Genomic DNA, 12,340 nt, shown 5'->3' on the forward strand with positions numbered 1-12,340 from the left:
GAGTGGGGGCATGAGTTACGCGACGCCCCCCGGCTGGTATCCGGACACGGGTGCACCCGGCCATGAGCGCTGGTGGGACGGCACGGCCTGGACCGCGCACACCCGCCCGCTCGCGGCCGCCCACGCCGCACCGCGACAACCGCCCGCACCGGCGGAGTTCGGCCCGCCGTCGTTTCCGCTCCCGCACCAGCGCGACCCCCACGGCGGGTCCGGCGGCGGCAACCGTACGAAGGTCCTGGCGATCACGCTCTCCGGCGTGCTGGTCCTGGGCGCGGCCGTCACCGGCGCGGTGCTGCTGGGCCGGGACGAGGGCGGTACGCCGGCGGCTCCGACGACCAGCACATCGCCCTCGGCCCCCGTCACCACCCCCACGGCCACCGCCTCCCCCTCCGCCGGACCCGACCCGGACGAGAACCCCACCGTCCTCGTCGACCAGCTCAACGGAGTCACGCTGCCGGTGCCCGAGGGCTGGGAGAAGCCGGAGAGCTCCTCCTCCGACGTCCCCACCATCCGTACCGAGGAGTCCTACGACTGCCCCGGCGCCGGGTCGTTCTGCTACCACGGCACGATCACCACCCACACCGCCCGGAGCAGCGAGACGGAACCCAAGGCCCTGGCCGAGGCCGACATCGTCACCGCCGCCGACCGGGCCTACGAGGAGGACACCCTCGGCCGGCGCACCCACGGCGGCATCACGTCCCACAAGGTGCTCAAGGCCCAGGAGCTGACCGTCGCGGGACGCACCGGCTACCTCGTGCGCTGGCAGGTCACCACCGGCAAGGGGCCCGGCGGATACGTGCAGTCCGTCGCCTTCCCGTCCTCGGTGGGCGCCGGGACCCCGGTGATCGTCCGCTTCGCCTTCGACGCGGACGTCGCCGACCTGCCGCTGTCCCTGATGGACACGGTCACCCAGGGCATCCGCCCGCTCGGCGAGAGCGCGGCGAGCAGCGGCGTGGGCGCGTCGGTCGGCCCCTGACCGGGTTCCCGGTCAGGGGCGGACACGGTCAGAGGAAGGTCTGCCCCTCGCCCCGATACGTCGGAACGCTCGCCGTGACCCGGTCGCCCTCGATCAGGTGCAGCGCGTCGAAGCGCTCGCACAGCTCCCCGGCCTTGGCATGCCGGAACCAGACCTTGTCGCCGATCAGCAGGTCGTCGGCGGGGGAGCCCAGCAGCGGCGTCTGCACCTCGCCCGCGCCCTCCTGCGCGTCGTAGCGCAGCCCCTCCGGCAGATACGGCACCGGCGAGCGGTCCGCCCCGGCCGCGCCGGACGCCGGATAGCCGCCCCCGAGCACCGTCACGACGCCGACGCCGGGCCGGCGGACCACGGGCTGGGCGAACAGGGCCGCCGGGCGGCCGGTGAACGACGTGTAGTTGTCGAACAGCCGGGGCACGTACAGCCCCGAACCGGCCGCGATCTCCGTCACCGCGGCCTCGGCCGCCGTGTGCTGCACGCTGCCCGTGCCGCCGCCGTTCACGAACTCCAGGTCCGGCACGACCGCCCGGACCGCCCGCACGACCTCGGCCCGGCGCACCGCCAGCTCCTTGCGGGCGGCGGACTGCATCAGCCGGATCGCCCGGGACCGCAGCGGCCGCCCCGCCAGCGCGTCGCCGACCCCGGCGACATGCCCCTCGTACGCCATCAGGCCCACCAGCCGGAAGCCCGGCCGCCGGGCCACCGAGCGGGCCAGCTCGGCGAGTTGCGCGGGGGAGCGGAGTGGGGAGCGCAGCGCCCCGATCCGGACCCGGCCGCCCAGCATCCGCAGCGAGGTGTCCAGCTCCAGGCAGACCCGGATCTCCTCCTGCCCGCCCGCCCGAGAAGCGTCGATGAGCTCCAGCTGGGCGTGGTCGTCGACCATCACGGTCACGGCCCCGGCGAGCTTCGGATCGGCGGCCAGCTCGGCGAAGGCGGCCCGGTCGGCCGACGGATAGGCGAGCAGCACATCGTCGAACCCGGCCCGGGCCAGCCACAGCGACTCCGCCAGCGTGTACGACATGATCCCGGCGAACCCGGGCCGCGCGAGCACCCGCTCCAGCAGCGCCCGGCACCGCACGGACTTACTGGCCACCCGGACCGGCTTCCCGCCCGCCCGCCGCACCAGATCGTCGGCGTTGGCGTCGAACGCGTCCAGATCGACGATCGCGATCGGGGCGTCGAGATGGGCGGTGGCCCGGTTGTACCGGGTCCGGTCAGCGGCGCGGGCAGTCATGGCCGCAGCTTGCCAGAGAGCCGCTACGGCTGGGTAGGGGGACGATCAGGACAGATCCGCCGCCGACCGGGGCGTCCCGTTCCCCGCGGCCCGCCCGCAGCCCGTAGAGTGACGTGCACGCGAGCACCAACGGGCCTGTCAGCGGCGGTGATCCGTGGTCGGTACGAGGACGTGTAAGCAGGGGGCCGGATGAGTACCGAAGCGCAGCGCGCCCCTGTGCCGCCCCGCCCGACCACCCCTCCAACGGCCCCCGCGCCTGTGCATCCCGGGGCGCCTGCGGCACCCGGGGCCCCTGCGCCTGCGGCACCCGGGGCCCCCGCGCTCGTGCCTCCCGGGGCCCCGGCGCCTGCGGCACCCATGGTCCCCGGGTCTGCGGCCTCCGCACCCTCGGTCCCCGCGTCTGCGACCTCCGCGCCCACGACTCCCGCGCCTGCGGCCTCCGCACCCATGGCCCCAGCGCCTGCTGCCTCCGCGCCCACGGCACCCATGGTTCCCGCGCCCGCGTCTCCCGGGGCCCCGGCGCCTGCGGCACCCACGGTTCCCGCGCCTGCGGCCTCCGCACCCATGGCTCCCGCGCCTGCGGCTTCCGCGCCCACGGCCCCCGCACCCACGGCCCCAGCGCCTGCTGCCTCCGCGCCCACGGCACCCATGGTTCCCGCGCCCGCGTCTCGCAGGGGCCCTGCGCCTGCGCCTTCGGCACCTGCTTCGGCACCTCCGTCTCCGGCTGCTTCGACAGCTCCGGCATCTGCCTCGGCGTCTGCGTCATCGGCCGGTCCGGCGGCTTCGGCCCCGCAGGGGACGCCCGCCGCACCCTCCCCGGCTCCGGCCCGGCAGTCTCCCCCGCCCCGTCCGGTGGTGTCGGCCGCACCGGCCACTTCCGCCCGGACGGCAGCACCGACCCGGCTGACCCCGCCTGCTCCCCAGGCCCCGCCGCTTCGTTCGGCTGCACCGGCTGCACCGGCTGCACCGGCTGCACCGGCTGCACCGGCCGCACAGGCTGCACCTGCCCACCAAGGCCCGCCGGCCCGCTTCACCCTGCCGACCCGTTCGGTTCCGTCGGCCACTCCCAGGCCGCAGGCCCCACCGACGGCTTCCGCCCGGATGGCCGCGCCGACCCCGTCAACCCCGCCTGCCCCCCAGGCCTCGCCGGTCCAGCGGCCCACCCCTGCCAAGGCACCTGCACCCGCACCCGCGCCCGCATCTTCACCTGCGCCGCCCTCCGCGACCCCTACGCCGCCCCCCGGCCCGCCGCCCGTCACCCGGCGCAGGCCCGTCGGGGCCGTGGACCTGACGCCCGCGCCGGGAGCCGTTCCGCCGCCCCCCGGCGGTTACCGGGTGCCGGCCCGCTACGGCTACCCGGAGACCCCCGCCGAGACCACCACCCGGCTGCGGCCGGTCCGGCCCCGGCAGCGGTGGCGTACCGCCGCGGCCGCGGTCTGCGCCGTGCTCGGGCTCGGGCTGATCGGCGGGGCGGCCACCGGAGCGTGGCTGACCGGCGACTCCTCGGCCGAGACCACCCGGAACCCGTACACCACCGCCCGCGACGCCTGGCACAGCGTTCCCGTCGACACGCTGTTCCCGCGCACCCTCGAGGGCAAGGGCGCGGGCCCCGGCTCCACCCACCGCACCTGGACCCGGCTCGCCGTCGCCGCCGACAGCACCTGCGCCGACGGGCTCGACCCGCTGCTCCTGACCACGCTCCGGTCCGTCGGCTGCGAACGGCTGGTGCGCGCCACCTACACCGACGCCACCCGCTCCGCCGTCACCACCGTCGGCCTGGTCTTCACCGAGGCCGACGCACCGGGCATGCAGGCCCTGCGCACCCGGTTCACCGAGCAGAAGCTCGGCGCGCGCAAGGACCTCATGCCGCGTACGTACGCCCCCGAGGGCACCCCCGTAGCCTCCTTCGGCGACAAACAGCGCGCCAGCTGGACGGTCAACCCGCTCACCGAGATCCCGGTCGTCGTGCTCGCCGTCTCCGGCTTCGCCGACGGGCGCCCCGTCGCCGACCCGCAGCCCGCGCCCGACGCCATGGCGTCCGGCGCGGCGACGGACATCGCCCAGGCCGGGCTCGGCCACGAGGCCAAGGGCATCGCGGACCGGGTGGAGCGCGGACTGCGTACGACCGTCGCCGATCTCACGGAGCAGCCCGGATGACCCGACGACCCCACCGCGTCCTCGCCGCGGTCTGCGCCGCCGCCGTCCTCGCCCTCACCCCCGTCGCGCCCGCCCACGCGGACGCCATCCGCGACCAGCAGTGGGCCCTGGAAGCCCTGCACACGGACCGGGCCTGGCAGACCACCCGGGGCCAGGGCGTCACGGTCGCCGTCCTGGACACCGGGGTCGACGACGCGCACCCCGACCTGACGGGCCAGGTGCTCCCCGGCAAGGACCTCGTCGGCTTCGGCGCCGCCCGCGGCGACGCCGCCTGGGCGCTGCACGGCACCGCGATGGCCGGCATCATCGCCGGGCGCGGCAACGGTCCCGGGCGCACCGACGGCGTCCTCGGCATCGCCCCCGAGGCCCGGATCCTGCCGGTGCGGGTCATCCTGGAGTCCAAGGACCCGGCCCGCGCCAAGGCCCGCAAGTCGCGCGGCACCGCCCTCGCCGACGGCATCCGCTGGGCCGCCGACAACGGCGCCGACGTCATCAACCTCTCCCTGGGCGACGACAGCAAGTCCGCCCACCCCGACCCCGGCGAGGACGCGGCCATCCAGTACGCCCTGTCCAAGGGCGTCCCCGTGGTCGCGTCGGCGGGCAACGGCGGCGAGAAGGGGGACCGGATCTCGTACCCCGCCGCCTACCCCGGAGTGATCGCGGTCGCCGCCGTCGACGAGTACGGCACCCACGCCTCGTTCTCCACCCGCCGCTGGTACGCCACCGTCAGCGCCCCCGGCGTCGACATCGTGGTCGCCAACCCGGACGGGCACTACTACATCGAGTGGGGCACCTCGGCCGCCGCCGCGTTCGTCTCCGGCGCGGTCGCCCTGGTCCGTGCCGCCCACCCCGGCCTCGGCCCGGCCCAGATCAAGAAGCTCCTCGCCGACACCGCCCGCGACGCCCCCGCCCAGGGCCGCGACGACGCCCGCGGCTACGGCATCGTCGACCCGGCGGAGGCGATCGAGGCGGGCGCCCGGCTGCGCCCGGCGGACCTGGACGCCAAGGCCGCCCCGGCAGGACACCGGGGGCGCTACTTCGGCGACGGCCCGGCTCCGCCCCGTACCGCCGACGACACCGCCAACTGGGCCGCGCCGCTCGCCGGCGGCCTCGGCGCGGCGCTGCTGGCCGTCGCCGTCGTCCTCTGGCGCGGCCGGAACGCCAGCGCCTCCGGCCGCCGCTGACCGAGCCGAGCCCGGAGCGCCGACGCCCCGGAACCGGTGGGCTCACCGGGCCGCCCCGGGCACCGCGCCCCTCCGCTCGCGCCGGGCCGGGTCCGGCGGGACGGCAGAACTGGCGGGCCCGTCGGCCCCGTCGCCGCGCGGGGCGGCCCCCCGGTGCACCACGACCACCGCCACCAGGCCGAGCGCCAGGCCGAGCACGGTCCGGGGGCCGAAGGGCTCTCCGAACATCAGGGCGCCCCAGACCGCCGTGACCGGAGCCATCAGGAACATCAGCGTGTTGACCGCGGTGACGCCCGAGCGCCTCAGGATCAGCCAGTACAGCCCGTACCCGCCGAAGGTGGACAGCACCACCAGCCAGCCGACCGCGCCCCAGAACGCGAGCTCGGTGGGCGGCACCGCGGTCCCCGTGCCGACGGCGAGCACGGTGAAGATCACGGTGCTCGCGGCGCAGTGGACGGTCAGCGACACCGAAGGGGCCACCCGGTTGGCGGAACGGCTCTCCAGGAAGGTGGCGGCCACCAGCGCCAGCATGCCGACGAACGGCAGGGCGTAGGCCCACCAGGCCACCCCGGCGGCGGCCGAGGCGTCGGCCAGCGTGACCACGGCGACCCCGCTCACCCCCAGGCACAGGCCGAGCCACTGCCGGGCGGTGACGTACTGGCGCAGCAACGGTCCGGCCAGCGCCCCCGCGACCAGGGGCTGGACCCCGTCGATCAGGGCCGTGGTGCCCGTGGAGACCCCGAGCTGGATCGCGTAATAGACGGTGAGCAGATAGCCGCTCTGCGACAGCGTGCCGATCACGGCCTGCCGGGCCACGACCCGTACGCCCAGGCCCCGCCAGGAGGCCCGTGCGACGGTCACCGCGACCACGGCCAGGACGACCGTCAGCGGCAGGAACCGCCACATCAGGATCGTGAGCGCGGACGCGCTGCCGGCGCCGAGCTTCGCCCCGATGAACCCGGAACTCCAGCACAGCACGAAGGCGACCGGGAGCAGGACGTTCATGACGCACCTCGCTATACAGATCGGTATACCCACGCTCTCGACTATACAGATCGGTATACTTGCCGTCATGGGCACTGACACCGGAACTGACACCGGAACCGGAACTTCGGGCGAGCTGCGACGGATCACCATGACGCCTGCCGCGCGACGGGCCCTGGCGGCCGCCGAGCGGCTGTTCTACGCACGGGGCATCCATGCCGTCGGGGTGGACCTGATCGCCGCCGAGGCCGGGGTGACCAAGAAGACGCTCTACGACCGCTTCGGCTCCAAGGAGCAGATCGTCGTGGAGTACCTCGCCGGCCGCGACGAACGCTGGCGCGCCTTCCTCGCCGAGCGCCTCGACGCCGCACCGCCCGAGCCGCGGGCGCGGATCCTGGCCGTCTTCGACGCCTCGCGCGCCTGGATGTCGGACAACGGCTCCAAGGGCTGCAGCATGGTCAACGCCCACGCGGAGATCAGCGACCCGTCCCACCCGGCGCACGCGGTCATCACCGGCCAGAAGCGATGGATGCTGGACCTGTTCACCCGGCTCGCCCGGGGCGTCGGCGGCATCGGCCCCGACGCCGCCGACCGGCTGGGCCGGACGCTCATGCTGCTGCACGAAGGGGCCCTGGTCGCCGACGGCCTGAAGGTCTTCCCCGACCCGGTCACCCACGCCCGCGACGAGGCGCACGCCCTACTGGCCGGGGCGGGCGAGCGCTGAGGGCCGGGCCCGGGCCCTCCCTGCGGGCAGGCGGCCGCGATCCAGGCACTACCCTCGTCCCGTGGAGCTCAAGAACATTCCGGACCCCGGTTTCTCCGACGACGACGGCTCGGCGTCCCCCGCCCTGACCAGGGCCCTGGACGCCTGGTCCCGGGACCGGAGCGCCGTCGGCCCGGTCCTCACGGCACTCCGGGACGCCCGGCTCCTCGTCCCCGTCGTCGCCGTCCTCGGCGAGGTCGAGGAGGACGAGAAGGGGCTCCGGCGCGAGAAGACCAGCGACATGGCCGTACCCACCCTCCAGGCCGGCGACCGGCGCGCGCTCCCCGCCTTCACCTCGACCGCGTCGCTGGCGCTCTGGGACCCCGAGGCGCGCCCCGTCGCCGTACCGCTGCACCAGGCTCTCCAGGCCGCCGCCCACGAGAAGGCCGACACCGTCGTGCTGGACCTCGCCGGCCCGGTCGCCTTCGAGCTGAGCGGGCAGGCGCTCCTGGCCCTCGCCGAGAACCGCACCAGCACCGACCCGCTCCAGGACCCCGCGGTCATCGACGCCGTACGGGAGGCCGTGGCCGCCGACCCCGCCGTGGTCCGCGCCCACCTCGGGCCCGGCAGCGCGGACGGCACCCTCGCGCTCGTCCTCGCCCCGGACGCGGTGCCCGCCGAGGCGGCCCGCCGCATCGCCCGGGCGCTGTCGGACAGCGAGGTGCTGCGGGCCCGGCTGGTGAGCGGCCTGGACCTGGCCCTTCTCCCCGCCGGCACGGCCACACCGGGGGAACCCCTCTTCGCCCGCTGACGCGCCGGGGTGCGCGGGGCCCGTCCCGGCCCGGCGCATCCCCGAGGCATCCCCGGCCGCATCCCCGACGCGCGCAAAGCGTCCGCCGCCGTGAGAATGATCGGGAATCCGGAGAAATCCGACCAACCGACCAAGCTCGCGAGGTGGTTGCATGAAGACGCGGATCGTGGCGTCAGAGTTCCTCGGCACCCTGCTGCTGGTGTTCTTCGCCGTGGGGTCCGCGGTGGTCGCCGTCGAATACCTCGGCACGGTGGGCATCGCCCTCACCTTCGGCTTCACCCTCCTCGCGCTGGCGTATGCGCTGGGCCCGATCTCCGGCTGCCATGTGAACCCGGCGGTCACGCTGGGCATGCTGATGGCCGGCCGGATCGACCTCCGTACGGCCGTCGAACGCTGGGTGGCCCAGATCCTCGGCGCGATCGTCGGCGCGGCCCTGCTGTTCCTGCTGGCGAAGCAGATCCCGGGTCTGGAGACCAGCGGCGAGTTCGGCACCAACGGCTACGACGACCGGTCGGCCGTCGGCATCAACATCGGCGGCGCGTTCCTCGCCGAGGTCGTGCTCACGTTCCTGCTCGTCTACGTCGTCCTCGCCGTGACCCACAAGGTCGCGGTCACCGGCTTCGACGGGCTGCCCATCGGCCTCGCGCTCGCCGCGATCCATCTGGTTGGGATCCCGCTGACCGGCACCTCGGTCAACCCGGCGCGGAGCATCGGACCGGCGCTCTTCGCGGGCGGCGCCGCCCTCTCCCAGCTCTGGCTGTTCATCGTCGCGCCCCTGGTCGGCGGAGTCATCGCCGCCTACGCCCACCGGCTCACCCACCCCTTCCCCAACGTCCTGCCCGAAGAGCCCGAAGAGGCCGACGCCGCCGTCTGAGGAACCGTCCCGGCCGCACACGCACGGGAGCCCGCCGCCCCACGGGGGACGGCGGGCTCCGTGGCGTACGGGGGAGGGGGGCGGCTAGCCGTAGACCGGGCCGGTGTACTTCTCGCCGGGGCCCTGGCCGGGCTCGTCCGGCACCAGCGAGGCCTCGCGGAAGGCGAGCTGGAGCGACTTGAGGCCGTCGCGCAGCGGCGAGGCGTGGAAGGTGCTGATCTCCGTGGTGCTCGCGTCCAGCAGCCCGGCCAGGGCGTGGACCAGCTTGCGGGCCTCGTCGAGGTCCTTGTGGTCCTCGCCCTCCTCCGTGAGGCCGAGCTTCACGGCGGCTGCGCTCATCAGGTTGACGGCGACCGTCACGATCACCTCGACCGCGGGGACCTCCGCGATGTCGCGGGCCATGTCGTCGAAGCCGGGGTTCTCACTGCTGGGGGTCGCGTCACTCATGCCCACACGATAAGGCCAGGCCACCGCCCTCCCGTGCGCGGGCGGCCCTCCCGGCTTTCCTGGTGCGCGGGCCCCGGGCGGTGCGGTAGGCTGGTGGAACGACCGGCCGGACATCTATGTGCCCGGCCCACAAGTGGAGGCTCCGATCTCCCACCTGACCGTCCTCACCGGACGGCGGGTCACCGGTCAGGCGGTCCCCATCGTTCCGTACGGACGATGGAGCCGTCCGATGCGCCCCGCGGTTGAACGCGACGGTGCTCCGGTAGTTCATGGAGCCCCGCCTGTGTCCCGTCCGGGGCATTTTTGCGGTTCCGGCTCGGTTGGTCTTGACGTTATAAGACGTTACGCGGCTGTCCGCCAGGCGGTCGCGTGGTGCTACCGAGGAGGATCCATCAGCGCCGAGCCCCGCATCAACGACCGGATTCGCGTTCCCGAGGTCCGACTTGTCGGTCCCAGTGGCGAGCAGGTCGGGATTGTTCCGCTTGCCAAGGCCCTGGAACTCGCACAGGAGTATGACCTCGACCTGGTCGAGGTGGCGGCGACAGCCCGTCCGCCCGTGTGCAAGCTCATGGACTACGGGAAGTTCAAGTACGAGTCGGCCATGAAGGCCCGTGAGGCGCGCAAGAACCAGGCGCACACGGTCATCAAGGAGATGAAGCTCCGGCCGAAGATCGACCCGCACGACTATGACACCAAGAAGGGTCACGTCGTCCGGTTCCTCAAGCAGGGCGACAAGGTCAAGATCACGATCATGTTCCGTGGTCGTGAGCAGTCCCGCCCCGAGCTGGGCTTCCGACTGCTCCAGCGTCTCGCTTCGGACGTGGAGGACCTGGGCTTCATCGAGTCCAACCCGAAGCAGGACGGCCGGAACATGATCATGGTTCTGGGCCCGCACAAGAAGAAGACCGAAGCCATGGCCGAGGCCCGTGAGGCCCAGGCCGCCCGCAAGGCGGAGCGTCAGGGCACGACCGACGCACCGTCCGAGGGTGACACCGCCGAGGCTCCGGCCGAAGCGGTCGAGGCTCCGGCCGAGACACCTTCCGAGGCGTGACCTTCGGGGGCCGCCATCCAGGCGCCCCCGGGTCATCCCGGAATCCCATAGAGATCTGACGCCCCTGCAGTCCGGTGCCCCGCACCGTGAGGGGCGCCACTGACGAGGAGAGAACGGCGCGATGCCGAAGAACAAGACGCACAGCGGTGCCAGCAAGCGCTTCAAGATCACCGGCTCCGGCAAGGTGCTCCGCGAGAGGGCCGGCAAGCGCCACCTGCTCGAGCACAAGTCGTCCAAGAAGACCCGCTCGCTGACCGGCACGGTCGTCGTGGCTCCGGCCGACGCCAAGAAGATCAAGAAGCTTCTCGGCAAGTGAGGTTCGGCCTCCGGCTCGCCCCGGAGGCACGACCTCGATCACACCGGGACCAATTCGTTTCCGGGCCGTGTGAAGACACCCACGGCCCCGCTACAAGGAGTTAACAAGTGGCACGCGTCAAGCGGGCAGTCAACGCCCACAAGAAGCGCCGGGCAATTCTCGAGGCGGCCAAGGGCTACCGCGGGCAGCGCTCGCGCCTGTACCGCAAGGCCAAGGAGCAGGTCACCCACTCCCTGGTCTACAACTACAACGACCGCAAGAAGCGCAAGGGCGACTTCCGTCAGCTGTGGATCCAGCGCATCAACGCCGCTGCCCGCCAGAACGGCATGACGTACAACCGCCTCATCCAGGGTCTGAAGGCCGCCAACATCGAGGTGGACCGCAAGATCCTGGCCGAGCTCGCGGTCAACGACGCCAACGCGTTCGCCTCCCTCGTCGAGGTCGCTCAGAAGGCCCTCCCGAGCGACGTCAACGCCCCGAAGGCCGCCTGATCCAGGCACCCCCTTCCAGGTACGCGAACCGGACCCGCAGGCGCACGCCGCCTGCGGGTCCGGTGCGTTGCCGCTGAACCCCCACCGCCGTACGCAGAGCAGAGAGGCCCGCCGCCGACCATGGGCACCCCCGAACTGATCTCCCCGCGTTCCCCCCGGGTCGCCGCCGCCCGCCGGCTGGCCCGCCGCAACTTCCGCGGCAAGGAGCGCAGGTTCATCGCCGAGGGGCCCCAGGCCGTACGCGAGGCCGCCGCCCACCGGGGCGGTGACGGCGAGCCGACCCTCATCGAGCTGTTCGCCACCCCCGAGGCCGCCGACCGGTACGCCGACATCGTCGAGGCCGCCCACACGGCGGGGGCCCGGGTGCACCTGGCCGACGACGACGTCCTCGCCGACGTCTCGCAGACCGTCACCCCGCAGGGCCTCATCGGCGTCTGCCGCTTCCTGGACACCCCGTTCCAGGAGATCCTCGCCGCGAAGCCCACCCTGGTGGCCGTTCTGGCCAACGTCCGCGACCCCGGGAACGCCGGTACGGTACTGCGCTGCGCGGACGCGGCCGGCGCGGACGCGGTGATCCTCACCGACGCCTCGGTCGACCTCTACAACCCCAAGTCCGTACGCGCCTCGGTCGGTTCGCTCTACCACCTGCCCGTCGCCGTCGGCGTCCCCGTCGAACAGGCCGTGCAGGGCCTCCGCGACGCCGGGGTGCGCATCCTCGCCGCCGACGGCGCCGGGGCCGACGACCTGGACGACGAGCTGGACGCGGGCACCATGGGAGGCCCCACCGCCTGGGTCTTCGGCAACGAGGCCTGGGGACTCCCCGAGGAGACCCGCGCGCTCGCCGACGCCGTCGTCCGCGTCCCCATCCACGGCAAGGCCGAGAGCCTCAACCTCGCCACCGCCGCCGCCGTCTGCCTGTACGCCTCCGCCCGCGCGCAGCGCCCGCGGCGCGCCCCCGACGCCTAACACCGCGCCGCTCCGACGGCCCGTCAGCACACGATCCCGGCCATTCCCGCGCCCCTCCCACCGGCGCACTCCTCTCCGCGCCCCCACAGGGTGTCGCCGGTTCACCGCCGCCTAGTAGGGTGACGAACTCGGGGGCCCACTGCACCGGT

The 12,340-nt window shown here is 73.9% G+C and carries 13 protein-coding genes; 10 read left to right on the forward strand and 3 right to left on the reverse strand.

Going from position 1 to position 12,340, the window contains the following annotated elements; all coding sequences use genetic code 11:
- The first annotated feature begins 10 nt into the window (after window positions 1-10).
- The gene (locus ACIQPT_RS29310) at window positions 11-976 is read left to right on the forward strand and encodes a DUF2510 domain-containing protein (RefSeq protein ID WP_401160163.1); all 966 of its coding nucleotides are present in this window, start codon (window positions 11-13) and stop codon (window positions 974-976) included.
- 28 nt (window positions 977-1,004) lie between these two features.
- On the opposite strand, the gene ACIQPT_RS29315 is transcribed toward ACIQPT_RS29310, so the two are convergent.
- On the reverse strand, window positions 1,005-2,207 hold the full coding sequence (locus ACIQPT_RS29315) for an amino acid deaminase/aldolase (protein ID WP_401160165.1): 1,203 nt from the start codon (window positions 2,205-2,207) through the stop codon (window positions 1,005-1,007).
- Window positions 2,208-3,488: 1,281 nt separating this feature from the next.
- On the opposite strand from ACIQPT_RS29315, the gene ACIQPT_RS29320 reads away from it, so the two are divergent.
- On the forward strand, window positions 3,489-4,364 hold the full coding sequence (locus ACIQPT_RS29320; protein ID WP_401160166.1) for a hypothetical protein: 876 nt from the start codon (window positions 3,489-3,491) through the stop codon (window positions 4,362-4,364).
- Complete coding sequence (mycP, locus tag ACIQPT_RS29325; RefSeq protein ID WP_401160168.1) at window positions 4,361-5,548, forward strand: type VII secretion-associated serine protease mycosin; 1,188 nt, start codon at window positions 4,361-4,363, stop codon at window positions 5,546-5,548. The genes ACIQPT_RS29320 and mycP overlap by 4 nt, the downstream gene beginning before the upstream one ends.
- Before the next feature lie 42 nt (window positions 5,549-5,590).
- On the opposite strand, the gene ACIQPT_RS29330 is transcribed toward mycP, so the two are convergent.
- On the reverse strand, window positions 5,591-6,553 hold the full coding sequence (locus tag ACIQPT_RS29330) for a DMT family transporter (RefSeq protein ID WP_401160170.1): 963 nt from the start codon (window positions 6,551-6,553) through the stop codon (window positions 5,591-5,593).
- Window positions 6,554-6,683: 130 nt separating this feature from the next.
- Here ACIQPT_RS29330 and ACIQPT_RS29335 point away from each other — a divergent pair, with 130 nt between their 5' ends.
- The 3 genes from ACIQPT_RS29335 (at window position 6,684) to ACIQPT_RS29345 (ending at window position 8,920) form a co-directional block, all read left to right on the forward strand.
- Window positions 6,684-7,256, forward strand: coding sequence for a TetR/AcrR family transcriptional regulator (locus ACIQPT_RS29335; protein ID WP_401160338.1), 573 nt, complete (start codon window positions 6,684-6,686; stop codon window positions 7,254-7,256).
- Between the two features lie 61 nt (window positions 7,257-7,317).
- The gene (locus tag ACIQPT_RS29340; protein ID WP_401160171.1) at window positions 7,318-8,046 is read left to right on the forward strand and encodes an SseB family protein; all 729 of its coding nucleotides are present in this window, start codon (window positions 7,318-7,320) and stop codon (window positions 8,044-8,046) included.
- Between the two features lie 151 nt (window positions 8,047-8,197).
- Entirely contained in the window at window positions 8,198-8,920 is a 723-nt protein-coding gene (locus ACIQPT_RS29345; protein WP_401160173.1) for an MIP family channel protein, read from the forward strand.
- A gap of 84 nt (window positions 8,921-9,004) precedes the next feature.
- On the opposite strand, the gene ACIQPT_RS29350 is transcribed toward ACIQPT_RS29345, so the two are convergent.
- Entirely contained in the window at window positions 9,005-9,367 is a 363-nt protein-coding gene (locus ACIQPT_RS29350; RefSeq protein ID WP_103507582.1) for a DUF1844 domain-containing protein, read from the reverse strand.
- 334 nt (window positions 9,368-9,701) lie between these two features.
- Here ACIQPT_RS29350 and infC point away from each other — a divergent pair, with 334 nt between their 5' ends.
- The 4 genes from infC (at window position 9,702) to ACIQPT_RS29370 (ending at window position 12,191) form a co-directional block, all read left to right on the forward strand.
- Window positions 9,702-10,418: a translation initiation factor IF-3 gene (infC, locus tag ACIQPT_RS29355; RefSeq protein ID WP_073745656.1), complete on the forward strand. Its 717-nt coding sequence runs from the start codon at window positions 9,702-9,704 to the stop codon at window positions 10,416-10,418.
- A 121-nt stretch (window positions 10,419-10,539) separates the two neighbouring features.
- Window positions 10,540-10,734 (forward strand): 50S ribosomal protein L35, encoded by a 195-nt coding sequence (gene rpmI / locus ACIQPT_RS29360; protein ID WP_003970213.1) that lies wholly within the window; start codon window positions 10,540-10,542, stop codon window positions 10,732-10,734.
- Window positions 10,735-10,841: 107 nt separating this feature from the next.
- Window positions 10,842-11,225, forward strand: coding sequence for a 50S ribosomal protein L20 (gene rplT, locus ACIQPT_RS29365; protein WP_030583499.1), 384 nt, complete (start codon window positions 10,842-10,844; stop codon window positions 11,223-11,225).
- Window positions 11,226-11,345: 120 nt separating this feature from the next.
- On the forward strand, window positions 11,346-12,191 hold the full coding sequence (locus ACIQPT_RS29370; RefSeq protein ID WP_069755850.1) for an RNA methyltransferase: 846 nt from the start codon (window positions 11,346-11,348) through the stop codon (window positions 12,189-12,191).
- Window positions 12,192-12,340: the final 149 nt, after the last annotated feature.

Source organism: Streptomyces sp. NPDC091289 (assembly GCF_044757365.1).
Lineage (GTDB): Bacteria > Actinomycetota > Actinomycetes > Streptomycetales > Streptomycetaceae > Streptomyces.

What these genes read in the sequence shown, in the direction of transcription:
- ACIQPT_RS29370 (WP_069755850.1), top strand. Translation starts at nt 11,346, where the DNA reads ATGGGCACCCCCGAACTGATCTCCCCGCGTTCCCCCCGGGTCGCCGCC.
- ACIQPT_RS29315 (WP_401160165.1), bottom strand. Translation starts at nt 2,207, where the DNA reads ATGACTGCCCGCGCCGCTGACCGGACCCGGTACAACCGGGCCACCGCC.
- ACIQPT_RS29330 (WP_401160170.1), bottom strand. Translation starts at nt 6,553, where the DNA reads ATGAACGTCCTGCTCCCGGTCGCCTTCGTGCTGTGCTGGAGTTCCGGG.
- mycP (WP_401160168.1), top strand. Translation starts at nt 4,361, where the DNA reads ATGACCCGACGACCCCACCGCGTCCTCGCCGCGGTCTGCGCCGCCGCC.
- ACIQPT_RS29350 (WP_103507582.1), bottom strand. Translation starts at nt 9,367, where the DNA reads ATGAGTGACGCGACCCCCAGCAGTGAGAACCCCGGCTTCGACGACATG.
- ACIQPT_RS29310 (WP_401160163.1), top strand. Translation starts at nt 11, where the DNA reads ATGAGTTACGCGACGCCCCCCGGCTGGTATCCGGACACGGGTGCACCC.
- rpmI (WP_003970213.1), top strand. Translation starts at nt 10,540, where the DNA reads ATGCCGAAGAACAAGACGCACAGCGGTGCCAGCAAGCGCTTCAAGATC.
- ACIQPT_RS29335 (WP_401160338.1), top strand. Translation starts at nt 6,684, where the DNA reads ATGACGCCTGCCGCGCGACGGGCCCTGGCGGCCGCCGAGCGGCTGTTC.
- ACIQPT_RS29345 (WP_401160173.1), top strand. Translation starts at nt 8,198, where the DNA reads ATGAAGACGCGGATCGTGGCGTCAGAGTTCCTCGGCACCCTGCTGCTG.